Below are 22,744 nucleotides of genomic sequence, written 5' to 3'. Positions count from 1 at the left end.
AACTTGCGACCCCTGCAGTGTGAATGCAGTGCTCTACCCCTGAGCTAACCGCCCTATCGGTCAGCTTATGATTATAAGCTGCTTCCGGTCGACTTTTCTAATTAAGCCGTCAAAAAATCAGCATCCATGGCACGCCAGACCGTTTTCCCCTTGCTGGCCTTGTCAATTTGGGTGAGCAATATCTCATGATCAGCCACTTCCTGGTCATTGGCGGCCAGCAGGGGAAGCACAAACATGCGCAGATCGACCAGCGGCGCGCTGTCGCCTTCCGGCGTGCTTCCCTCTACCTCCATCATCAGGGTGTTTTGCCCGCGGGTCAGGTTGATGTACACATCGGCCAGCAACTCGGCATCGAGCAAGGCCCCATGCAGCGTACGCCCTGAATTGTCGACCTCCAGCCGGTCGCACAAGGCGTTGAGAGAATTGCGCTTGCCCGGGAACAGCTCCTTGGCCATCATCAGGCTGTCGGTCACCTTGGCCACGCACTGCGTGATCGGCTTGCGGCCAATGAGTTCAAGTTCCTTGTTCAGAAAACCCACATCGAACGGCGCGTTGTGGATGATGATCTCGGCATCTTGCAGGTAATCCAGCAACTCATCGACCACCGCCGAAAACTTGGGCTTGTCTTTCAAAAATTCGTTGCTGATGCCGTGAACCTTGAGCGCATCTTCGTGGCTGTCACGCTCGGGATTGAGGTAGAAATGCTTGTTGTCGCCGGTGAGTTTGCGGCGCACCATTTCCACGCAGCCGATTTCAATGACGCGGTCGCCGTTTTCAGCGGAAAGACCCGTCGTCTCAGTGTCCAGAAAGATTTGACGCATGAAGGGATTATGGTTTGGCGCGAAAAGCCACTCTCAGTGGACTTCTTTAGCGTGGTTGATCGAGTACTTGGGGATCTCCACCGTCACATCGCTCTGTGCCAGAAAGGCCTGGCAACTCAGCCGCGAGTTGGGCTCCAGCCCCCAGGCTCGGTCCAGCAGGTCTTCTTCGCTTTCGTCCAGTTCGTTCAGCGAATTGAAGCCTTCACGCACGATGACATGGCAGGTCGTGCAGGCGCAACTCATGTCGCAGGCATGTTCAATGTTGATCTTGTGGTCGAGCATGGCCTCGCAGATGGAGGTGCCGGCAGGCGCCGAAATCTCGGCACCCTGGGGGCAGTATTCGGGATGGGGGAGTATTTTGATGATGGGCATGGTGTCAATCCGGGGTGATGAAGGCGGTAGCAAGCACAGTTCAGACCGCCTCGATGTTCTTTCCGGCCAGGGCTTGCCGGATGCCGCGGTTCATACGCTGCGCGGCAAACGCTTCGGTCCCCTTGGCCAGTAGCTGGGTGGCCGCTTCAACGGTGGCCGCATCGCCCTGCGCACGCGCATCGGCCAGGCTGCGAATCAGCGTGTCAATCTGCGCCCGCTCGTCATCGCTCAACAGGTCTGCGTCTGCAGCCAGCGCACTTTGCGTGGCCATGATCATGCGGTCCGCATCCACTTGCGCTTCAGCCAGTGCGCGCGCCTGCATGTCTTGCTGCGCCGTTGAAAAACTGTCTTTCAGCATGCGGGCGATTTCGTCGTCTGACAGACCATAGGAAGGCTTGACGTCAATGCGCGCCTCAACGCCACTGCCCTGCTCCCGCGCATCGACGCTGAGAAGACCGTCGGCATCGACGGTAAAGGTGACGCGAATACGCGCAGCACCGGCCGCCATCGGCGGGATGCCGCGCAACTCAAAGCGTGCCAGGCTGCGGCAGTCGACCACCAGATCACGCTCGCCCTGCACCACATGCAGGGCCAGGGCGGTCTGGCCGTCCTGGTAAGTGGTGAAATCCTGGGCCATGGCCGTGGGAATGGTCTGGTTGCGCGGCACGATGCGCTCGACCAGCCCGCCCATGGTTTCAATACCCAGCGAGAGCGGGATCACGTCGAGCAGCAGCAAGTCCGCCCCCGTGCTGTTGCCGGCCAGCTGATTGGCGGAAATGGCGGCACCCAGCGCGACCACTTCATCCGGGTTGAGGTTGGTCAGGGGCTCGCGACCAAAAAAGCTGGCTACTGCCTTGCGTACTTGCGGCATGCGCGTGGAACCGCCGACCAGCACCACGCCGTCCACATCTTCCTTGGCCAGCTTCGCGTCACGCAAGGCCTTGCGCACCGCCGCCAGGGTGCGCTGGGTGAGGTGCGCCGTGGCCGCTTCAAAGTCGGCCCCTTTCATCTCGAAATTAACCGTGGCCTTGGTCAAGCGGACAGAAAACGGCACCGACTCCGCGCCCGACAGGGCCTCCTTGCAGGCCCGCGCAGCCCGCTGCAAGGCAGCTTTATCCGATGCGGTCAAGGCGTCTGCCGCCAGGCCCGCCCGCGCAAGAACCCAGTCCACCAGCGCCCTGTCGTAGTCGTCGCCGCCGAGCGCGGAATCACCCCCGGTGGAAACCACTTCAAACACGCCCTGCGTCAGGCGAAGGATGGAAATATCAAAAGTACCCCCGCCCAGGTCATACACCGCAAAGACGCCCTCACTGGCGTTGTCCAGCCCGTAGGCAATGGCGGCGGCGGTAGGCTCATTGATCAGGCGCAGCACATTCAGGCCGGCCAGCTGGGCGGCATCTTTGGTGGCTTGGCGCTGGGCGTCGTCAAAGTAGGCGGGCACCGTGATCACGGCACCATAAACATCGTCATTGAAGGTGTCTTCGGCCCGATAACGCAGGGTGGCAAGAATCTCGCCGCTGACCTCGACCGGACTTTTTTCGCCGGCAACGGTTTGCAGCATGACCATGCCGGGCTTGTCGCCCAGCTGATAGGGCAATTGCGCGCGGTTGCCAATGTCTTCAATACCGCGCCCCATCAAGCGCTTGACGGAAGAGATGGTGTTGCGCGGGTCTTCGACCTGGGCCGCCAGCGCGTCGTATCCAATCTGGCGCCGCTCGGCATCCAGGTAGCGCACCACGCTGGGCAAAATCACGCGTCCCTGCTCGTCAGGCAGGCATTCAGGCAGGCCGTTGCGCACGCTGGCCACCAGCGAATGCGTGGTGCCCAGGTCAATGCCGATGGCGATGCGTCGCTGGTGCGGGTCTGGCGTCTGGCCGGGTTCGGATATTTGCAGGAGTGCCATAGGGCTTTTCGTCGTATTTCTTGTGATGATTCAGGGCTCCAGCTGATCGATTCGGGCCTCGACCTCACTGGCAAAACGCTCGATGAACATGAGGCTTCTGACTTGCTGCGCCGCAGCGCAAAAGTCTCTGTCAACATCCAGCATCTGCTCAATTTTTAATAGCTGCTCGCGCCCGCTGATATTGGACTGAACGGCTATTTCTTCAAAATCCTGAAGCGTTTGTGCATCCTCCAGCGCTTCCCGCCACTGCATTTGCTGCATCAAAAAATCAGTCGGCATGGCCGTGTTTTTCTCGGCATCAATGGATGCGCCGTGCAACTCGCACAGATAGCTGGCCCGCTTCAAAGGATCTTTAAGGCGCTGGTAGGCCTCGTTAATGCGCACCGACCACTGCATGGCAATGCGCTGGGCTGCGGCCCCCTGGGCGGCAAACTTGTCGGGATGCGCCTCTCGCTGCAGTTCCTTCCAGCGCGCAGACAGCAGCGCGCCATCTTGCGCAAACTGCATGGGCACGCTAAAAAGTTCAAAGTCGTTCGATTGAAGATTCATGTCAAGAAAAAGCCGCCAGCACATTCCGTGTGGGCGGCCCAATGGTTACATATGCGCAGGCGCCCACATGGTTGCCGATGCGGCAGATCAGCTCGTTTCGCGCATCAAACCCGGAAACTCTCGCCGCAGCCGCAGCGATCACGCTCATTGGGGTTGATGAACTTGAAGCCCTCGTTCAGGCCTTCACGTACAAAGTCAAGTTGGGTCCCATCAATATAGGCCATGCTCTTGGGGTCCACCAGCACCTTGATGCCGTTGTCTTCAAAGACCACGTCTTCCGGTGCAATTTCGTCAGCATATTCGAGCTTGTAGGCCAGACCCGAGCAGCCGGTGGTCTTGACGCCCAGACGCACACCCACGCCTTTGCCTCGCTTGGTGATATTGCGGGTCACGTGGCGGGCAGCGGCATCGGTGAGGGTAACGGACATTTAAATCACTCGAAAGTTAAACAAGGCGATCAGTGCGGGTGCAGGTTCAAACAAAACGTCAGTGGGCGTGTTTTTGCTTGTAGTCGTTCACGGCGGCCTTGATGGCGTCTTCCGCCAGGATGGAGCAGTGGATTTTGACCGGCGGCAAGGCCAGCTCTTCTGCAATGGCGCTATTTTTGATGCTGGCCGCTTCATCGAGCGTCTTGCCCTTGACCCACTCGGTCACAAGCGAGCTCGACGCAATGGCCGAGCCGCAACCATAGGTTTTAAAGCGCGCATCTTCGATCACGCCAGTGGTCGGGTTGACCTTGATCTGCAGCTTCATCACGTCGCCGCAGGCTGGCGCACCCACCATGCCGGTACCGACCGTTTCGTCGCCTTTTTCAAAGGAGCCGACGTTCCGTGGATTCTCGTAGTGGTCCACCACTTTTTCGCTGTATGCCATGATTAACTCCTAAATTACGGTTGCTTGAACGGGCTCATCCCTGAACCCCGAACGCCTGTTGCAGTTGGCTTAATGCGCGGCCCACTGGATGGTGGACAGATCCACGCCATCCTTGAACATTTCCCACAAGGGAGACAGCTCGCGCAGCTTGGCGACATTTTCCTTGATGGTCGCGACCGCGTAGTCGATCTCTTCTTCAGTCGTCCAGCGGCCAATCGTCATGCGCAGGCTGCTGTGTGCGAGTTCGTCGCTGCGGCCCAGGGCGCGCAGCACATAGCTGGGCTCCAGGCTGGCCGATGTGCAGGCTGAACCGCTCGACACCGCCAAACCCTTGATGCCCATGATCAGCGACTCGCCCTCGACATAGTTAAAGCTCATGTTGAGGTTGTGCGGCACGCGTTGCTCGGCGTGGCCATTGAGGAACACTTCCTCGACATCCTTCAGTCCGTTGAGCATGCGCTCGTGCAAGGCACGGATGCGCTTGTTTTCCTCGTGCATCTCAGCCTTGGCGATGCGGTAGGCCTCACCCATGCCCACGCACTGGTGCGTTGGCAGCGTGCCCGAACGCATGCCGCGCTCGTGACCACCGCCATGCATTTGCGCTTCCAGGCGCACGCGCGGCTTGCGGCGTACATACAGGGCGCCAATGCCCTTGGGGCCGTAGGTCTTGTGCGAGGTCAGGCTCATCAGGTCCACCGGCAGGCTGGACAAGTCAATGTCAACGCGGCCGGTGGCTTGCGCCGCGTCCGAATGGAAAATAATGCCTTTTTCGCGGCACAAGGCGCCAATCGCCCTGATGTCTTGAATCACGCCGATTTCATTGTTGACGAACATGACGCTGACCAGGATGGTATCGGGCCGAATCGCGGCCTTCAGCACGTCCAGGTCAAGCAAACCGTCCGGCTGCACGTCCAGGTAGGACACCTCAAAACCCTGGCGTTCCAGTTCACGGCAGGTGTCCAGCACCGCCTTGTGTTCTGTCTTGACCGTGATGATGTGCTTGCCCTTGGTCTTGTAAAAGTGGGCAGCGCCTTTAAGCGCCAGATTGTTGGACTCGGTCGCACCACTGGTCCAGACGATCTCGCGCGGGTCGGCGCCAATCAGGTCGGCAATCTGCTCGCGCGCCTTTTCGACGGCGGCTTCTGCTTCCCAACCCCACGCATGGCTGCGTGAAGCGGGGTTGCCGAAATGCTCGCGCAACCATGGGATCATGGCGTCCACCACGCGCGGGTCGCAGGGGTTGGTGGCGCTGTAGTCCATGTAAATCGGGAAATGTGGTGTGTCCATTTTTCGGGCTCTTTAATTCAAAGGCTGACTGGCAGCTCAAAACGTTGGCGTGGATGCAATCCGGTCAGGATTTGGAAAACGCATTACCCAGGGCAAACACCGAATTCGGCGCATTCACACGAATCGGCTTGACGATGGGCGACGCGAAAATTGCTTTTTTCAGGTGCGGCGTGGTTTCGATCACCACGCCCTTGGCTAGCTGGTCATCGACCAGTTTTTGCAGGGTCACGGAGTCCAGGAACTCCACCATGCGGTTGTTCAGCGACGCCCACAACTCATGCGTCATGCAACGATTACCCTCGCCTGCGCAGTTTTCCTTGCCGCCGCATTGCGTGGCATCAATCGGTTCGTCAACCGAGACAATGATGTCGGCAACCGTGATTTCGGAAGCTTTGCGGCCCAGTGTGTAACCGCCGCCAGGCCCACGGGTGGACTCCACCAGTTCATGGCGGCGCAGCTTGCCAAATAGTTGCTCAAGGTAAGAAAGGGAAATTTGCTGCCGCTGGCTGATCGCGGCCAGCGTGACGGGGCCGTTATTCTGGCGTAGCCCAAGATCTATCATGGCAGTGACCGCAAAGCGGCCTTTGGTCGTGAGGCGCATAACAAGCTCCTTAAAGTTGGCTTGGCTGTCATTACTGCCCTGGTCGCTCGTGGCTTTCAGGGGACTCTTCCTCGATTCACTCAGGCCAGTCAACGGCTTATGTGGCGCTTTTATATGGCTGACTTGTTCCTGACTAATTCTGTCAAGTATAACAGAGGCTGTGGTTTTTCGCAGTGCCGCCCGGCAGCGCGGCCAGGCATGCCCATACCCAAAATGATCAAAGTCGCCCTGATCCAGCGGCAGAAATTGGAACAATATTATCGGTGCCCGGCGCACCAAACGCCTGCTCTTTAAGGATGTGCAACTGATCGCGCACCATCGCCGCCTTTTCAAACTCCAGGTTTTTGGCGTGTTCCACCATCTGTTTTTCAAGCCGTTTGATCTCGCGCGCGACGTCTTTTTCGCTCATGTCTTCGACCTGGGCTTTTTGCATTTCAAGCTTTTCAGCCTCCTTGCCTGACTTTTCGCTGTAAACGCCGTCAATCAGGTCCTTGATGCGCTTGACCACGCTGCGCGGGGTAATGCCGTTGGCCAGGTTGAAGGCCATCTGCTTGTCGCGGCGGCGCTCGGTTTCGCCCATCGCCTTTTTCATCGAATCCGTGATGCGGTCAGCGTACAAAATAGCGCGGCCGTTGACGTTTCGGGCGGAGCGGCCAATGGTCTGGATCAGGCTGCGTTCCGACCTTAAAAAGCCCTCCTTGTCAGCATCCAGAATGGCCACCAGCGACACCTCGGGAATATCAATGCCTTCGCGCAGCAAATTGATACCCACCAGCACGTCAAACGCGCCCAGCCGCAAGTCACGCAAGATTTCCACGCGCTCGACCGTGTCCACATCACTGTGCAGGTAGCGCACCTTCACACCGTTCTCGCTCAGGTAGTCGGTCAGCTGCTCGGCCATGCGCTTGGTCAGCGTGGTGATCAGCACGCGCTCGTTTTTGTCGACCCGGATGCGGATTTCCTGCAACACGTCATCGACCTGGCTCGCGGCCGGGCGCACCTCCACCTGCGGATCCACCAGCCCGGTGGGGCGGACCACCTGCTCCACCACCTGCCCGGCATGCGCCTGCTCGTAGGCGGCCGGCGTGGCCGACACAAAAATAGCCTGGCGCATCTTGGTTTCAAATTCCTCGAACTTCAGCGGCCGATTGTCCAGGGCGCTGGGCAGGCGAAAGCCGTATTCGACCAGCGTGGTCTTGCGCGCCCGGTCGCCGTTGTACATGGCGTTGAGCTGGCCAATCATGACGTGGCTTTCATCCAGAAACATCAGCGAGTCCTTGGGCAGGTAGTCGCACAGCGTCGAAGGTGCCGAGCCTGGCGGCGCGCCGCTCAGGTGGCGGGTGTAGTTTTCAATCCCCTTGCAGTGCCCTATTTCGCTCAGCATTTCCAGATCAAACCGGGTGCGCTGCTCGATGCGCTGGGCTTCAATCAGCTTGCCGTCGGCAATGAACTGGCCAACCCGCTCTGACAACTCCAGCTTGATCGTTTCAACCGCCGTCATGACCTTGTCCCGCGGCGTGACGTAATGGCTTTTCGGGTACACCACAAAGCGCGGAATCTTTTGCCGGATACGCCCCGTCAGCGGGTCAAACAGTTGCAGCGTTTCGATTTCGTCGTCGAACAGCTCGATCCGCAGCGCCAGTTCGGAATGCTCGGCCGGGAAAATATCGATCACGTCGCCGCGCACCCGGAAGGTGCCGCGCGAGAAATCCTGGTCGTTGCGGCTGTACTGCATGCGGATCAGGCGCGCAATGATGTCGCGCTGGCCCATTTTGTCGGCCACCCGCGCAATGAAGCGCATCTGCGTGTAATCCTCCGGCGCACCAATGCCGTAAATGGCGCTGACGGTGGCCACAATGATGGTGTCGCGGCGCTCCAGCACGCTTTTGGTGGCCGACAGCCGCATCTGCTCAATGTGCTCGTTGATGGCGGAGTCTTTTTCAATGAACAGGTCGCGCTGCGGCACATAGGCCTCGGGCTGGTAGTAGTCGTAGTAACTGACGAAATACTCCACCGCGTTTTTCGGGAAAAACTCCCGAAACTCGCTGTAAAGCTGCGCCGCCAGCGTCTTGTTGGGCGCAAACACAATGGCCGGTCGCCCCAGGCGGGCAATCACATTGGCCATGGTGAAGGTCTTGCCCGACCCGGTCACGCCCAGCAGGGTCTGGAACACTTCCCCGTCGCGCACGCCTTCCACCAGCTTGTCAATCGCCTGCGGCTGGTCGCCTGCCGGCAGGTAGGGCTGGAACAGTTCAAACGGCGAATCCGGAAAACGCTGGAACTCGCCGACACCGGGCGCGATCGTGGTCGCGCTACTAACTTCTCGTGCTTCTGGCATAAAACCTCAGTCAAGCCCCGCTAAAATTCGGGGCAACCAAACAGAATACGACATTCGGGCGTCCGCAGGAATCTCAAGCCCTGAATCGCCCTGATCAACAAAATAATGCCCGAGAAGGTTCCGGGCTGAAAAACCTGACTCCCAGCCTGGCAACGGGCTGATTTTTTACTCTCTGAGGATATTCCATGTCTTTGTTTACCGCTGTCGAAATGGCCCCGCGTGACCCGATTCTGGGTCTTAACGAACAGTTCAACGCCGACCCCAACCCCGCCAAGGTCAACCTGGGCGTGGGCGTGTACTACGACGACAACGGCAAGCTCCCCCTGCTGCAATGCGTGCAGGCCGCTGAAAAGCAGATGATGGACACGCCCAAGCCGCGCGGCTACCTGCCGATTGACGGCATTGCCGCCTACGACGCCGCCGTCAAGGGCCTGGTGTTTGGCGTTGACAGCGAGCCCGTCAAGTCGGGCCGCGTCGCCACCGTGCAGGCCATTGGCGGCACCGGCGGGCTGAAAGTGGGCGCCGATTTCCTGAAGCACCTGAATCCCGACGCCAAGGTGCTGATCAGCGACCCAAGCTGGGAAAACCACCGAGCGCTGTTCAGCAACGCCGGTTTCACCGTTGAAAACTACCCCTACTACGACGCAGCCAACCGCGGCGTCAACTTTGCGGGCATGCTGGCCGCACTCAATGCGGCTGCCGCCGGAACCATCGTGGTGCTGCACGCCTGCTGCCACAACCCGACCGGCTACGACATCACGCCCGCCCAGTGGGACCAGGTCATTGAGGCCGTCAAAGCCAACGACCTGGTGCCCTTTCTCGACATGGCCTACCAGGGCTTTGGCCACGGCATCGCCGAAGACGGCACCGTGATCGGCAAGTTTGTGGCTGCCGGCCTGAGTTTTCTGGTGTCGACCTCGTTCTCGAAAAGCTTCAGCCTGTATGGTGAGCGGGTCGGCGCGTTGAGCGTGCTGTGCAACAGCAAGGAAGAAGCCGACCGCGTACTGAGCCAGCTCAAGATCGCGATTCGTACCAACTACAGCAACCCGCCGATTCACGGCGGCACCATTGTTGCCACGGTGCTGAACACCCCCGAGTTGCGCGCCCTGTGGGAACAAGAGCTGGGCGAAATGCGCGTGCGCATCAAGGCCATGCGCCAAAAGCTGGTCGATGGACTGAAGGCGGCCGGCGTGCAAGCCGACATGAGCTTCATCACCACCCAGATCGGCATGTTCAGCTATTCGGGCCTGACCAAGGACCAGATGGTTCGCCTGCGCAACGAATTCGGCGTGTACGGCACCGACACCGGCCGCATGTGCGTGGCCGCGCTGAACAGCAAGAACATCGACTACGTCTGCGCATCGATTGCCAAGGTCCTCTAAACGCAGCCAACGCTAGCCCCGACCTGAAAAAGCCGCACTGAAGCGGCTTTTTTTACGTCAAACAGGGCTATAGCTCAATAGATACCGGAACAACTAGCTACTCATTTTATAGCAATTAGCATCAACCCCAGATCACCGAGCGCATCGAAATCGACCCGCCCTGAAAGCTGGTGTTCATAAACCGCATCGGCTCACGGGGGTCGGTAGCGCCTGCCGCATACAGCAGGGGCAAATAGTGCTCATGGGTGGGGTGGGCCATTTTGGCCACCTGCCCGAGTTTCTGAAAGCGCTGCAAAGCGTCCAGGTTGCCCTGCTGCAGGTAGCCGCCTATGGTCTGGTCAAACTCCAGCGCCCAGTCGTAGGCCTGGCTGGCGCTGGCACCGCGCTGCATCTGGCGCAGGTTGTGCACGATGTTGCCGCTGGCCACTATCAGCACGCCCCGCTGTCGCAAGGCTTTCAGTTGCCCGGCCAGCGCGTAATGGTCTTCAGGGGCACGGCTGTAATCCATGCTGAGCTGGATCACGGGAATGTCCGCGTCGGGAAACATGGGTTTGAGGACCGACCAGGCGCCGTGGTCCAACCCCCAAGCGTCCTTGTCGAGCCCCAGGGGCACAGACGCCCGCTGCCTGACCATCTGGCTGATCGCCCGCGCCGCTGCGGCATCTCCGGGCGCGGGGTACTGCACATCAAACAACTCCTGCGGAAAACCACCAAAATCATGGATGGTTTTGGGCCTGTCCATGGCCGTGAGCCACCAGCCCTCGGTAAGCCAATGGGCAGAAATGCACAAAATAAGCTGGGGACGGGGGCGACTTGAGCCAAATTCAGCGCCCAGCGCCTGCCAGCTACGCCGGTAGTCGTTGTCGCCAATCGCATTCATAGGACTGCCGTGCCCCATGAACAGCACAGGCATGGGGTCTGATTTCTGGAGGGATGGTAGCTGGTCAAGCGCGCCGAGGTCAGTCAGGGTGGACATGGTGTGTTCTTTTCTGTGGCGCAGGCGGCCCGGGAGGCCGGCATCAGCACCTGATTCGGTAAAGTGTCAAAAGTGTGCCACGCGGGCAGAAAGTGCTCCGGCACAGCAGGCGTGACTAATTCTCCCGCACCATCAAAAATGAGCGCAGACTCTCAGCCACAGCAGGTCGCAAACTTGACAAAGTTAGTGGTAATCCCCAAATTGTTACTTCAGCGGCCTGTTATATTGCACTGCAACATATTACGATTTCCCTGATAGCCACATTTAAAGGTTGTACACCATGCTTTACAAAGTTTATGAAACCCAGCGCACCCTGATGGAGCCTTTTGTTGACTTTGCGCAAGCCGCTGCGAAACTTTACGGAAGCGCCACGTCACCGCTGGGGCAAAACCCGCTTGCCCAGCGCGTAGCGGCCGGCTACAGCCTGATTTACCGTCTGGGAAAAGACTACGAAAAACCAAACTTCGACATCCAGACCGTAGATGTCGACGGCACCAGCATCGCCATTCATGAGCGCGTGGAAATTGACAAGCCATTTTGCGAACTGCGCCGCTTCAAGCGTTTTTCTGACGACACGGCCACGCTGGCCAAGCTCAAGGGCCAGCCGGCCGTGCTGCTGGTGGCGCCGCTGTCGGGCCACTACGCAACCTTGCTGCGCGACACCGTCAAAACCATGCTCAAGGACCACAAGGTCTACATCACCGACTGGAAAAACGCGCGCAATGTGCCGCTGTCAGATGGCTCGTTCCACCTTGACGACTACGTCAACTATGTGCAGGAATTCATCCAGCATCTGCAGGGCAAGTACGGCAATTGCCACGTCATCAGCGTGTGCCAGCCGACTGTGCCGGTGTTTGCCGCCATTTCACTGATGGCCTCCCGCGGGGAAACGACACCGTTGTCCATGGTCATGATGGGCGGACCCATCGACGCGCGCTTGTCCGCCACCGCGGTGAACGACCTGGCCACCACCAAGAGCTTTGAGTGGTTTGAAAACAATGTGATCTACAAGGTGCCCAACAACTTCCCGGGCGCCGGCCGGCGCGTTTATCCGGGCTTTTTGCAGCACACCGGCTTTGTGGCCATGAACCCCAACCGCCACGCCACCAGCCACTATGACTACTTCAAGGACCTGATCAAGGGCGACGACGACGCGACGGAAGCGCACCGCAAGTTTTACGACGAGTACAACGCCGTGCTGGACATGGACGCCGACTACTACCTGGAAACGATCAAAACCGTGTTTCAGGAATACAAGCTGGTCAAAGGCACCTGGGATGTGGTCTCGGTTGAGGGCAAGACCGAGCGCGTGACACCGGGCGACATCAAGACCACCGCAGTGATGACGGTGGAGGGCGAGCTTGACGATATATCGGGTGCCGGCCAGACGCAGGCGGCGCTTGCCATGTGCAGCGGCGTGCCTGCCAGCAAGAAAAAGCACCTGGAAGCCGAAGGCGCCGGTCACTACGGTATTTTCAGCGGCCGCCGCTGGCGCGAGGTGGTTTACCCATCCGTGAAGGCCTTCATTCTTGAGCAAAACAAGATGCCCGCCCTGGAAAAGCCGTCTTTGGCGCCCTCCGCTGCACCGGTAAAGCCGGCCGCCGAGATCGTCGCCAAGGGGGCGGTTGAGCCGCAAGTCAAGGCGCCTGCAGCGCCAGTGGCTGAGGCGCCAGCCAAAGTGTCCGTCAGCATGGCAGCCGCCAAGACTGCGGCAAAGCCTACCGCCCAGGCGGCTGTACCCTACCCGGCACGCGCCAATGGCAAGCCGGTGACAAAGATCCCGCGCCGCAAATGAGGTGAAACGGCGCCGCGCGCCTGAGCGGGCGGTGCCGGGGTGGGACAATGGGCGGGTGAACTCAGTCGCCGAACCCTCCCTTTTTGACCGCGTCAACGCGGCATTGCCGCAAACCCAGTGCACGCGTTGCGGCTACCCCGATTGTGCTGCCTACGCACACGCCATCGTGGCCGGCAGCGCAGCCATCAACCAGTGCCCGCCTGGCGGCGCTGAAGGGGTGAGGCGCCTGTCCGACATCACCGGACTGCCCGAACAAGCCCTGAATCCGGCCCATGGCACAGAAGGACCGCGCACCGTGGCCTTCATTGACGAAGCCTGGTGCATTGGCTGCACGCTCTGCATCAAGGCATGCCCGACGGATGCGATCATGGGCAGCAACAAGATGATGCACACTGTAATCGAGCCGTATTGCACGGGTTGCGAGTTGTGCCTGCCGGTGTGCCCGGTGGACTGCATCAGCCTGGAAAATGTCACGGGCACGCGCACCGGCTGGGCCGCCTGGTCGCCGGCGGACGCGGAGCAGGCGCGGGAGCGCCATGAATTCAGCAGCATGCGCCGCAAGCTGAACAAGCAAGGCAACGACAAAAAACTTGAAGCACTGGCCCAGACCAAGCTGTCCGACCTGGCCGGCCATTCGAAAATCACGGACCCCGGGGTGCTGGCGCGCAAGCGCAGCATCATTGAAGCCGCACTGGCGAGCGCACGCGCCAGGCGGGACGCGGACGGGCGCCCAGACTGAAAACCGGGCCTGCCACCCGCCAGCTTCAGGACGCCAGCGCCGCGAAAGCGCGCACTACCTCGGGCGGTGCCTGCACCATCTCAATCAGCACGCCCTCGCCCGAAACTGGAAACTCCTCGCTGGACTTGGGGTGCAGAAAGCAGATGTCAAAACCCGCAGCGCCCTTGCGGATGCCGCCCGGAGCAAACCGTACACCCTGTGCGGTGAGCCATTCCACGGCCTTGGGCAGGTCGTCAATCCACAGCCCCACATGGTTGAGCGGCGTAGCATGCACGGCGGGCTTTTTTTCAATATCCACCGGCTGCATCAAGTCAACCTCGACCTTGAACGGGCCGCTGCCAATGGCGCAGATGTCTTCGTCCACGTTTTCGCGTTCGCTGACAAAAGTTCCGGTGACCTCCAGCCCCAGCATGTCCACCCACAGCGTGCGCAACCGGTCTTTGCTGGTGCCACCTATAGCGATTTGCTGGATGCCCAGCACCTTGAAGGGACGCGTCATTTTATTTTCCTCAACAACAAACCATCAACCGCCGCGGGACAATCCCACGTAACCAGCGTGAGAGGTCTTCTCAAACAGGGGCCGCGGAACCGGCTTTGCCGGGCCGCAGGCGCAGCGGCCCCCTCGGGGGGCAGGAAGCTACGCGAAGCGAGCGACCGTGGGGACCACATCTAGACGAATTCCACGATCGGCTGGTCCACGCTGAGCGACTCACCTTTGGCGGCCAGCACCTTGCCCACCACGCCATCGGCCGTGGCAAACAGCACGTTTTCCATCTTCATGGCTTCGATCACCGCGACGCGTTCGCCGGCCAGCACTTTTTGCCCAACCTGCACCGACACCTCAGCCAGCAAGCCCGGCATGGGCGACAGCACATAGCGGCTCATGTCGGGCGGCGCTTTGTGGGGCATCAGCGCGTGGAGCTGCGCGGCGCGCGGCGACAGCACCAGGGAGTCGAACTGCGTCCCGTTGTGGGAAATGCGAACGGCCAGGGGGTTCCGCCCTACCCCGCGCTCCACCTGGGCTGAAAAAGGCTGGCCATTGACAGTGCCGCGGATTCGGGCACCCCCCAGATGCCATCTGCTACATATTTCATAGCGAATCCCGCCCGTTTCGATTACGCTGGAGCCAGATTGAGCCTGAAAATCCCGGACCAGCACGGATGCGTGGATGTTCTGTCCTCCCTCACCCAGGCCAACGACCACGAACTCTTCAGCAACCGTCACGCCGTGACCGGGCATCTGACCACTGATGCCCGCCGCGCGATCCAGCAGGCGGCGGTTCACGTAGGCAGCCAGCGCCACCAGAAAGCCTGCGTCGTCGTGCGGCACATCTTCGGCCCGGAAACCCTGGGCGTAGTTTTCGGCAATAAAACCGGTGTTGAAGTCACCCGCGACAAACTTGGGGTGCGCCAGCAAGGCCGCCTGGAACGGGATGTTGCTGCTGATGCCGCGAATCACAAAGCTGTTGAGCGCCTCGCGCATCTTCTCGATCGCGTCTTGGCGGTCGGTGCCGTGAACAATGAGCTTGGCAATCATCGAGTCGTAAAACATCGGAATCTCGCCGCCGTCCTGCACGCCGGTATCGACCCGCACGCCATGCAGTTGCGCCATCTCGGCCGCAAACATGCTTTGCCGGGGCGGCTGAAAGCGCACCAGCCGGCCGGTCGATGGCAAAAAGTTGCGGAACGGGTCTTCGGCGTTGATGCGGCACTCGATGGCCCAGCCGTCGCGCTTGACCTGGTCCTGCGTGAGCGGCAGCTGCTCGCCGGCCGCCACGCGAATCATCAGCTCCACCAGATCCAGCCCGGTGATGCACTCCGTGACCGGATGCTCCACCTGCAGGCGGGTGTTCATTTCCAGAAAGTAAAAGCTCTGGTCCTTGCCGACCACAAACTCCACCGTACCGGCGCTCTGGTAGTTCACCGCCTTGGCCAGCAGCACTGCCTGCTCGCCCATGGCCTTGCGCGTGGCTTCGCTGATGAAGGGCGACGGCGCCTCTTCAATCACCTTCTGGTGGCGGCGCTGGATCGAGCACTCGCGCTCATTGAGGTAAATCACATTGCCATGGCTGTCGCCGATCAACTGGATCTCGATGTGGCGCGGCTCCTCGACAAACTTCTCGATGAACACCCGGTCGTCGCCAAAGCTGGTTTTGGCTTCATTGCGGCAGCTGGTGAAGCCCTCGAACGCTTCCTTGTCGTTGAAGGCCACGCGCAGCCCCTTGCCGCCGCCGCCAGCGCTCGCCTTGATCATCACCGGGTAGCCAATGCCCTTTGCGATCTCGACGGCCTTTTCAGCCGTTTCAATCGCGTCGTTGACGCCCGGAATGCAGTTGACACCGGCCGCGCCGGCCAGTTTCTTGGACTCGATCTTGTCGCCCATCGCCGCAATCGACTGGTGCTTGGGGCCAATAAAAACAATGCCTTCTTCTTCGACCCGCTTGGCAAAACCGGCGTTCTCGCTCAGGAAACCGTAGCCCGGGTGAACCGCCTGGGCGCCGGTCTGCTTGCAGGCGGCAATGATTTTTTCGGCCTGCAGGTAGCTGTCGCGGCTGGGCGCGGGGCCAATGTTGACGGCTTCATCGGCCAGTTCGACGTGGCGCGCGTCTTTATCGGCGTCGGAATACACCGCCACCGTCTTGATGCCCATCTTGCGGGCCGTGAGGATGACGCGGCAGGCAATCTCGCCCCGGTTGGCGATCAGGATTTTTTTAAACATGGCACTTGCCTCAAAAAGTTTTTACCAAGGATGCTGTGGAACCGGCTTTGCCGGCCCACTGGCGTCGCCCCAAGAGGGGGATCCGGCTACACGCAGTGAGCCGAGCAGGGGGAGAGCCCGATTCACAGCGGAATATTCCCGTGCTTGCGCCACGGGTTTTCAAGCTTTTTGTCTTTCAGCATCACCAGCGAGCGGCAGATACGCTTGCGGGTTTCATGCGGCAGGATCACGTCATCGATGAAGCCGCGCGCACCGGCCACGAAGGGGTTGGCAAAGCGGGCCTTGTACTCGGCTTCCTTTGCGGCCAGCTTGACCGGGTCGCCCTTGTCTTCGCGGAAGATAATTTCGACCGCGCCCTTGGCACCCATCACGGCGATCTCGGCATTGGGCCAGGCAAAGTTGACGTCGCCGCGCAGGTGCTTGGAGCTCATCACGTCGTAGGCACCACCGTAGGCCTTGCGTGTGATCACGGTGATTTTCGGCACGGTGCACTCGGCGTAGGCATACAGCAGCTTGGCGCCATGCTTGATGATGCCGCCGTATTCCTGGCTGGTGCCGGGCATGAAACCGGGCACATCGACAAAGGTGATCACGGGGATGTTGAAGGCATCGCAAAAACGCACGAAACGCGCGGCCTTGATGCTGCTCTTGATGTCCAGGCAGCCGGCCAGCACCAGCGGCTGGTTGGCGACGATGCCGACGCTCTGCCCTTCCATGCGGGCAAAACCGATGACGATGTTCTTGGCGTACTCGGGCTGGATCTCGAAGAAATCGCCATCGTCCACGGTCTTGGCGATCAGCTCCTTCATGTCGTAAGGCTTGTTCGGGTTCTCGGGCACCAGCGTGTCCAGGCTCAGCTCCATGCGGTCGATGGGGTCGCCGCTGGGCCGCACCGGTGCCTTCTCGCGGTTGTTCAGCGGCAGGTAGTTGTAGAGCCGGCGCAGCATCAGCAGCGCTTCGACGTCGTTTTCAAACGCCAGGTCGGCCACGCCGCTCTTGGTGGTGTGGCTGATGGCGCCGCCCAGTTCCTCGGCCGTCACTTCCTCGTGCGTCACGGTCTTGACCACTTCGGGGCCGGTCACGAACATGTAGGAGCTGTCCTTGACCATGAAGATGAAGTCGGTCATGGCAGGCGAATACACCGCGCCACCAGCCGAGGGCCCCATGATCATGCTGATCTGCGGAATCACGCCGCTGGCCATGACGTTGCGCTGGAACACGTCGGCATAGCCGCCCAGGGAGGCCACGCCTTCCTGGATGCGCGCGCCGCCCGAGTCGTTCAAGCCAATGACCGGTGCGCCGACCTTCATGGCCTGGTCCATCACCTTGCAGATTTTCTCGGCATGCGCTTCCGACAGCGCACCGCCAAACACGGTGAAATCCTGGCTGAACACAAACACCAGGCGGCCGTTGATCATGCCGTAGCCGGTGACCACGCCGTCGCCCGGAACACGCAAGTCCTGCATGCCAAAGTCGGTGCAGCGGTGCTCGACAAACATGTCCCATTCTTCAAACGTGCCTTCGTCCAGCAGCAGCTCCAGTCGCTCGCGCGCCGTCAGCTTGCCTTTGCCGTGTTGCGCGTCAATGCGCTTTTGGCCACCGCCCAAGCGAGCCGCAGCGCGCTTTTTTTCGAGTTGCTCAAGGATTTCTTGCATGGTTTGCTTTCTTAATACGCTGTAAACACTGTCTGCTATCTATTGGGTAGCTGCTTGCACCCGCGCTGAATGCGCGGCAAGCAGATTTCGTGCTGCCGTGGAGGCGGGAAGCTGGCCAGCCAGCACCTCGGCCACCAGCGTGGGCAGCAAGGCGCTGACCGCCGGGTTCTGTCGGAACGCCTGCTTCAGGCCGGCGTCAATGCGTTCCCACATCCACGCCAGCGACTGCTGCTGACGCCGCTCGGCCAGCTTGCCGTTGGCCGTTTGCAGGTCTTTGAACTGCGTCACCGCGGCCCAAAAAGCATCGACACCCTTGTTGTGCAGCGCGCTGAGCTGAAGCACCTGCGGGTGCCAGTGCTTGTCAAAATCTGCCGCCTGCGCGCTGCCCATGGCGTTGTTGACCAGGCCAAACAGGCGCATGGCCGACTTGATCTGCGCCTCGGCGCGCGTGGCGGCGTTGGCGTCGATGTCGGCCTTGTTGATGATGACCAGGTCGGCCAGTTCCATCACACCTTTTTTGATGGCCTGCAAGTCGTCGCCGGCGTTGGGCAGTTGCATGACGACGAACATGTCGGTCATGTTGGCCACGGCGGTTTCGGACTGGCCGACGCCGACGGTCTCCACAATCACCACGTCATAACCGGCCGCTTCGCAGACCAGCATGGCTTCACGCGTTTTTTCAGCCACGCCGCCCAGGGTGCCGCTGGACGGGCTGGGCCGTATGTAGGCGCGCTCATGCACCGACAGATGCTCCATGCGGGTCTTGTCCCCCAGGATGGAGCCGCCCGACACGGTGGATGACGGGTCGATCGTCAGAACGGCGACGCGGTGGCCCTGCGCAATCAAATACAGGCCGAGCACTTCAATGAAGGTCGATTTGCCCACGCCCGGCACGCCGCTGATGCCCAGACGGAAGGCCTGGCCGGTGTGCGGCAGCAGCGCGGTCAGCAACTCGTCGCCCTGCGTGCGGTGGTCGGTGCGGGTTGATTCAAGCAGCGTGATCGCTTTGGCGATGGCGCGGCGCTGCACGGCGGCGTTGCCATGCAGCACGGAGTCGACCAATGCGCTGGGGCTCACTTCAAGGCAGCCTTGATCTGCTCCAGCACATCCTTGGCGCTGGCCGGAATCGGCGTGCCGGGGCCGTAAATGCCCTTGACGCCGGCGTCGTACAGCATCTCGTAGTCCTGGCGGGGAATCACACCACCGACAAACACGATGATGTCGTCAGCGCCCTGCTTCTTGAGTTCGGCAATGATGGCGGGCACCAGCGTCTTGTGGCCGGCCGCCAGCGTGCTCACGCCCACGGCGTGCACGTCGTTTTCAATCGCCTGGCGGGCGCATTCCTCGGGCGTCTGGAACAGCGGGCCCATGTCCACGTCAAAGCCCAGGTCGGCAAACGCGGTGGCGACGACTTTGGCACCCCGGTCGTGGCCGTCCTGGCCCAGCTTGGAAATCATCACGCGCGGGCGGCGGCCTTCGGTTTCGGCAAAGGCGTTGATTTCACCTTTGAGGGCGTCCCAGCCTTCGGCCGAGTCATAGGCCGCGGCATACACGCCGGTGACTTTTTGCGTGTCGGCGCGGTGGCGGCCGTAGACTTTTTCGAGCGCATCGCTGACTTCGCCGACCGTGGCGCGCAGCCGCATGGCCCGGATGCAAAGGTCCAGCAGGTTGCCGTGCTTGTTCTCGGCGGCGTCGGTCAGCGCGTCCAGCGCGGCCTGCACGGCAGCGCCGTCGCGCGTGGCCTTGATGGTGTTCAGGCGTTCAATCTGCCCGTCGCGCACCGCCACGTTGTCGATGTCCCGGGTCTCGATCGCATCTTCGGTTTTGAGCTTGTATTTGTTGACGCCGACGATCACATCGCGGCCAGAGTCGATGCGGGCCTGCTTGTCTGCGGCGGCTGCTTCAATCTTGAGCTTGGCCCAGCCGCTGTCCACGGCCTTGACCATGCCGCCCATGGCCTCGACTTCCTCGATGATGGTCCAGGCGGCGTCGGCCATGTCCTGCGTGAGCTTTTCCATCATGTAGCTGCCGGCCCACGGGTCGATCACGCTGGTGATGTGGGTTTCTTCCTGGATGATGAGCTGGGTGTTGCGGGCAATGCGCGACGAAAACTCGGTCGGCAGCGCAATCGCCTCGTCAAAGCTGTTGGTGTGCAGGCTTTGCGTGCCGCCAAACACGGCCGCCATGGCTTCGATGGTGGTGCGCACCACGTTGTTGTAGGGGTCCTGCTCGGTCAGGCTCCAGCCGCTGGTCTGGCAGTGGGTGCGCAGCATCAGGCTCTTGGGGTTCTTGGCGTCAAAGCCCTTCATGATGCGGCACCACAGCAGGCGTGCAGCGCGCATCTTGGCGACTTCGAGGTAAAAGTTCATGCCAATCGCCCAGAAAAAGCTCAGGCGCGGCGCAAAGTCATCCACATCCAGACCCTTGCCCAGCGCAGTTTTGACATATTCCTTGCCGTCGGCCAGCGTGAAGGCCAGTTCAAGCGCCTGGTTGGCGCCGGCTTCCTGCATGTGGTAACCCGAGATGCTGATCGAGTTGAACTTGGGCATGTTCTGCGCCGTGTACTCGATGATGTCGCCGATGATGCGGATGCTGGGCAGTGGCGGGTAGATATAGGTGTTGCGGACCATGAACTCCTTGAGGATGTCGTTCTGGATGGTTCCGCTCAATTGGTCCTGGCGCACGCCCTGCTCTTCAGCCGCGACCACATAGCCCGCCAGCACCGGCAGCACGGCACCGTTCATGGTCATGGACACGCTCACCTTGTCGAGCGGGATCTGGTCGAACAGGATCTTCATGTCCTCGACGCTGTCAATCGCCACGCCGGCCTTGCCGACGTCGCCGGTCACGCGCGGGTGGTCGCTGTCGTAGCCGCGGTGCGTGGCCAGGTCAAACGCCACCGACACGCCCTGCCCGCCGGCGGCCAGCGCCTTGCGGTAGAACGCATTGGATTCCTCTGCCGTTGAAAAACCGGCGTACTGGCGAATCGTCCACGGGCGCACCGCATACATCGTGGCCTGCGGCCCGCGAATGAAGGGCTCGAAGCCCGGCAGCGTGTTGGTGTAAGGCAGGTCCTGGATGTCTTCGGCCGTGTACAGCGGCTTGACGGTGATGCCGTCGGGCGTTTGCCAGTTCAGGGCATTGACGTCGCCGCCAGGCGCTGATTTGGCGGCCGCCCTGGCCCAGGCTTGCAGGTTGGACGCATTGAATTCAGAAGGCTTTGAGCGCATGGTGTGATCGGCTTGTTCTTGTGGCGTTGGCAATATGTCCGGGCCCTGGAGGCGGGCACGCGCGGCGCAGACCCGGTTGTAGGTGCGTAAAATTCGAGTTTACATTATTTATAATTATTGATTAACAATATTCCGCCGAGCTTACAATTTCATCCATGGCTGAACTTTCTTTATCTCCCCGCGCGCTCTACCAGGATGTCGCTGAGCTGTTGCGCCAGCGTATCTTCAACCGCGAACTGGCGCCCGGCAGCTGGATCGACGAGCTCAAGCTGGCCGAGGAATACGGCATCAGCCGCACGCCCCTGCGGGAAGCGCTGAAGGTGCTGGCCACCGAAGGGCTGGTCACCATGAAGGTACGGCGCGGCGCCTACGTGACCGAGGTGTCCGATACCGACCTGGCCGATGTCTACCACCTGCTGGCCCTGCTGGAAAGCGACGCCGCCGCCGTGGTGGCCCGCAAGGCCAGCGACGCCCAGCTTAAAGAGTTGCAGGGGCTGCACAACGAACTTGAAAAAGCGGTGGCCCAGCGGGCACGCTTTTTTGAAATCAATGAAGCCTTTCACATGCGGCTGCTGGAAATTGCCAACAACCGCTGGCGCGACCAGATGGTGGCCGACCTGCGCAAGGTGATGAAGCTCAACCGCCACAACTCGCTGCTCAAGAGCGGCCGCCTTGAAGAGTCGCTGGCCGAGCACCGCGCACTGATGGCCGCACTGACGGCGCGCGATGGGGACGCAGCGGCGCAGCGCATGCGCGAGCATTTCAGCAATGGGCTGGAAGCTGCGGGCTGAAGCTGCGGCGCACGGGCGCACGCATCAGCGTCTCAAACCACTATACTTTTAATAGCTACTTATACACGGTGCATAAGGGCTATAGCCATATTTTTCTTAAAAAACAGGAGACATCCGCTCATCAGAAGGCTGCACCGCCTCGCGCACGGCCGCTTGCGCCAGCGCCATCACCTCGCGCGGCGCCAGCGTCTTGAGCTTGTGGTCGCTCCAGACCTGGCGCCAGCGGCGTGCGCCAGGCTGTCCGTGCCGCAGCCCCAGCATGTGGCGGGCAATCGTGGCCCAGGGCGTTGCCTCCCTTGCAGCTTCGCGCTCCATATAGGTCACCATCTGCTCTTCAATGGCTTCGCGCGTCATCTCGCCTTGGGGCGCAGCGTCAAAAAAATCAGCGTCCCATGAGGCCAGCCACCACGGGTTGTGATAAGCCTCCCGGCCCACCATCACGCCGTCCAGCACGCCCAGTTGCTCGTCCACCTGTTCGCGGGTATGGATGCCGCCGTTGATGCAAATCGTCAGCTCCGGGAAGTCCTGCTTCAGCCGGTGCACCAACTCGTAGCGCAGCGGCGGCACCTCGCGGTTTTCCTTGGGGCTCAGCCCCTTGAGCCAGGCGTTGCGGGCATGGACCACAAAGGTGGGGCAGCCCGCCTCGCTGACCGTGCCCACAAAGTCGCGCACAAACGCATAGCTCTCCAGCTTGTCGATGCCAATGCGGTGCTT

The 22,744-nt window shown here is 60.7% G+C and carries 20 protein-coding genes; 4 read left to right on the top strand and 16 right to left on the bottom strand.

Annotated features, from left to right (window positions below; all coding sequences use genetic code 11):
* Positions 1–101 precede the first annotated feature (101 nt).
* The 9 genes from dnaQ to uvrB all read right to left on the bottom strand — a co-directional run bounded on the left by dnaQ (position 102) and on the right by uvrB (position 8,744).
* Entirely contained in the window at positions 102–821 is a 720-nt protein-coding gene (dnaQ, locus tag IV091_RS09690; protein WP_293468111.1) for a DNA polymerase III subunit epsilon, read from the bottom strand.
* A 33-nt stretch (positions 822–854) separates the two neighbouring features.
* Positions 855–1,193 carry an ISC system 2Fe-2S type ferredoxin gene (gene fdx, locus IV091_RS09685; protein WP_293468109.1) on the bottom strand — a complete coding sequence of 113 codons (339 nt, stop codon included), beginning with the start codon at positions 1,191–1,193 and terminating at the stop codon, positions 855–857.
* Positions 1,194–1,233: 40 nt separating this feature from the next.
* Positions 1,234–3,096 (bottom strand): Fe-S protein assembly chaperone HscA, encoded by a 1,863-nt coding sequence (gene hscA / locus IV091_RS09680; protein WP_293468107.1) that lies wholly within the window; start codon positions 3,094–3,096, stop codon positions 1,234–1,236.
* Between the two features lie 30 nt (positions 3,097–3,126).
* Positions 3,127–3,645 (bottom strand): Fe-S protein assembly co-chaperone HscB, encoded by a 519-nt coding sequence (gene hscB, locus IV091_RS09675; RefSeq protein ID WP_293468105.1) that lies wholly within the window; start codon positions 3,643–3,645, stop codon positions 3,127–3,129.
* Between the two features lie 104 nt (positions 3,646–3,749).
* Complete coding sequence (iscA, locus tag IV091_RS09670; RefSeq protein ID WP_293468103.1) at positions 3,750–4,073, bottom strand: iron-sulfur cluster assembly protein IscA; 324 nt, start codon at positions 4,071–4,073, stop codon at positions 3,750–3,752.
* A gap of 58 nt (positions 4,074–4,131) precedes the next feature.
* Complete coding sequence (gene iscU, locus IV091_RS09665) at positions 4,132–4,518, bottom strand: Fe-S cluster assembly scaffold IscU (protein WP_293468101.1); 387 nt, start codon at positions 4,516–4,518, stop codon at positions 4,132–4,134.
* A 69-nt stretch (positions 4,519–4,587) separates the two neighbouring features.
* Entirely contained in the window at positions 4,588–5,805 is a 1,218-nt protein-coding gene (locus tag IV091_RS09660; RefSeq protein ID WP_293468099.1) for an IscS subfamily cysteine desulfurase, read from the bottom strand.
* A 64-nt stretch (positions 5,806–5,869) separates the two neighbouring features.
* Positions 5,870–6,406 (bottom strand): Fe-S cluster assembly transcriptional regulator IscR, encoded by a 537-nt coding sequence (iscR, locus tag IV091_RS09655; protein ID WP_293468113.1) that lies wholly within the window; start codon positions 6,404–6,406, stop codon positions 5,870–5,872.
* 217 nt (positions 6,407–6,623) lie between these two features.
* Positions 6,624–8,744, bottom strand: a complete 2,121-nt coding sequence (gene uvrB, locus IV091_RS09650; RefSeq protein WP_293468097.1) for an excinuclease ABC subunit UvrB — start codon at positions 8,742–8,744, stop codon at positions 6,624–6,626.
* 185 nt (positions 8,745–8,929) lie between these two features.
* On the opposite strand from uvrB, the gene IV091_RS09645 reads away from it, so the two are divergent.
* The gene (locus tag IV091_RS09645; protein ID WP_293468095.1) at positions 8,930–10,126 is read left to right on the top strand and encodes an amino acid aminotransferase; all 1,197 of its coding nucleotides are present in this window, start codon (positions 8,930–8,932) and stop codon (positions 10,124–10,126) included.
* 121 nt (positions 10,127–10,247) lie between these two features.
* Here IV091_RS09645 and ygiD read toward each other — a convergent pair whose 3' ends face one another.
* Positions 10,248–11,102: a 4,5-DOPA dioxygenase extradiol gene (ygiD, locus tag IV091_RS09640; protein WP_293468093.1), complete on the bottom strand. Its 855-nt coding sequence runs from the start codon at positions 11,100–11,102 to the stop codon at positions 10,248–10,250.
* A 280-nt stretch (positions 11,103–11,382) separates the two neighbouring features.
* Here ygiD and phaZ point away from each other — a divergent pair, with 280 nt between their 5' ends.
* Positions 11,383–12,897 carry a polyhydroxyalkanoate depolymerase gene (gene phaZ / locus IV091_RS09635; protein ID WP_293468091.1) on the top strand — a complete coding sequence of 505 codons (1,515 nt, stop codon included), beginning with the start codon at positions 11,383–11,385 and terminating at the stop codon, positions 12,895–12,897.
* Between the two features lie 55 nt (positions 12,898–12,952).
* Positions 12,953–13,636 (top strand): electron transport complex subunit RsxB, encoded by a 684-nt coding sequence (rsxB, locus tag IV091_RS09630; RefSeq protein WP_293468089.1) that lies wholly within the window; start codon positions 12,953–12,955, stop codon positions 13,634–13,636.
* A 25-nt stretch (positions 13,637–13,661) separates the two neighbouring features.
* On the opposite strand, the gene IV091_RS09625 is transcribed toward rsxB, so the two are convergent.
* The 5 genes from IV091_RS09625 to scpA all read right to left on the bottom strand — a co-directional run bounded on the left by IV091_RS09625 (position 13,662) and on the right by scpA (position 21,239).
* The gene (locus tag IV091_RS09625) at positions 13,662–14,135 is read right to left on the bottom strand and encodes a VOC family protein (protein WP_293468087.1); all 474 of its coding nucleotides are present in this window, start codon (positions 14,133–14,135) and stop codon (positions 13,662–13,664) included.
* Positions 14,136–14,305: 170 nt separating this feature from the next.
* On the bottom strand, positions 14,306–16,354 hold the full coding sequence (locus tag IV091_RS09620; RefSeq protein WP_293468085.1) for an acetyl/propionyl/methylcrotonyl-CoA carboxylase subunit alpha: 2,049 nt from the start codon (positions 16,352–16,354) through the stop codon (positions 14,306–14,308).
* Positions 16,355–16,476: 122 nt separating this feature from the next.
* Positions 16,477–18,009, bottom strand: a complete 1,533-nt coding sequence (locus IV091_RS09615) for an acyl-CoA carboxylase subunit beta (protein ID WP_293468083.1) — start codon at positions 18,007–18,009, stop codon at positions 16,477–16,479.
* Between the two features lie 39 nt (positions 18,010–18,048).
* Complete coding sequence (gene meaB, locus IV091_RS09610; RefSeq protein WP_293468081.1) at positions 18,049–19,086, bottom strand: methylmalonyl Co-A mutase-associated GTPase MeaB; 1,038 nt, start codon at positions 19,084–19,086, stop codon at positions 18,049–18,051.
* A complete protein-coding gene (gene scpA, locus IV091_RS09605; protein ID WP_293468079.1) occupies positions 19,083–21,239 on the bottom strand; it encodes a methylmalonyl-CoA mutase in 2,157 nt (718 codons plus the stop codon). Before scpA ends, meaB begins: the two co-directional genes overlap by 4 nt.
* A 155-nt stretch (positions 21,240–21,394) precedes the next feature.
* Here scpA and IV091_RS09600 point away from each other — a divergent pair, with 155 nt between their 5' ends.
* Entirely contained in the window at positions 21,395–22,030 is a 636-nt protein-coding gene (locus IV091_RS09600; RefSeq protein WP_293468077.1) for a GntR family transcriptional regulator, read from the top strand.
* Between the two features lie 96 nt (positions 22,031–22,126).
* Here the strand turns inward: IV091_RS09600 and IV091_RS09595 are convergent.
* Positions 22,127–22,744: tRNA-dihydrouridine synthase (locus IV091_RS09595; protein ID WP_293468075.1), on the bottom strand; the 618-nt coding region annotated here is incomplete at its 5' end.

This window comes from Polaromonas sp. (genome assembly GCF_018780625.1).
Lineage (GTDB): Bacteria > Pseudomonadota > Gammaproteobacteria > Burkholderiales > Burkholderiaceae_C > Polaromonas.
Note: the sequence above shows the minus strand (reverse complement) of the source record. Positions and strands in the feature narration are given on the sequence as shown.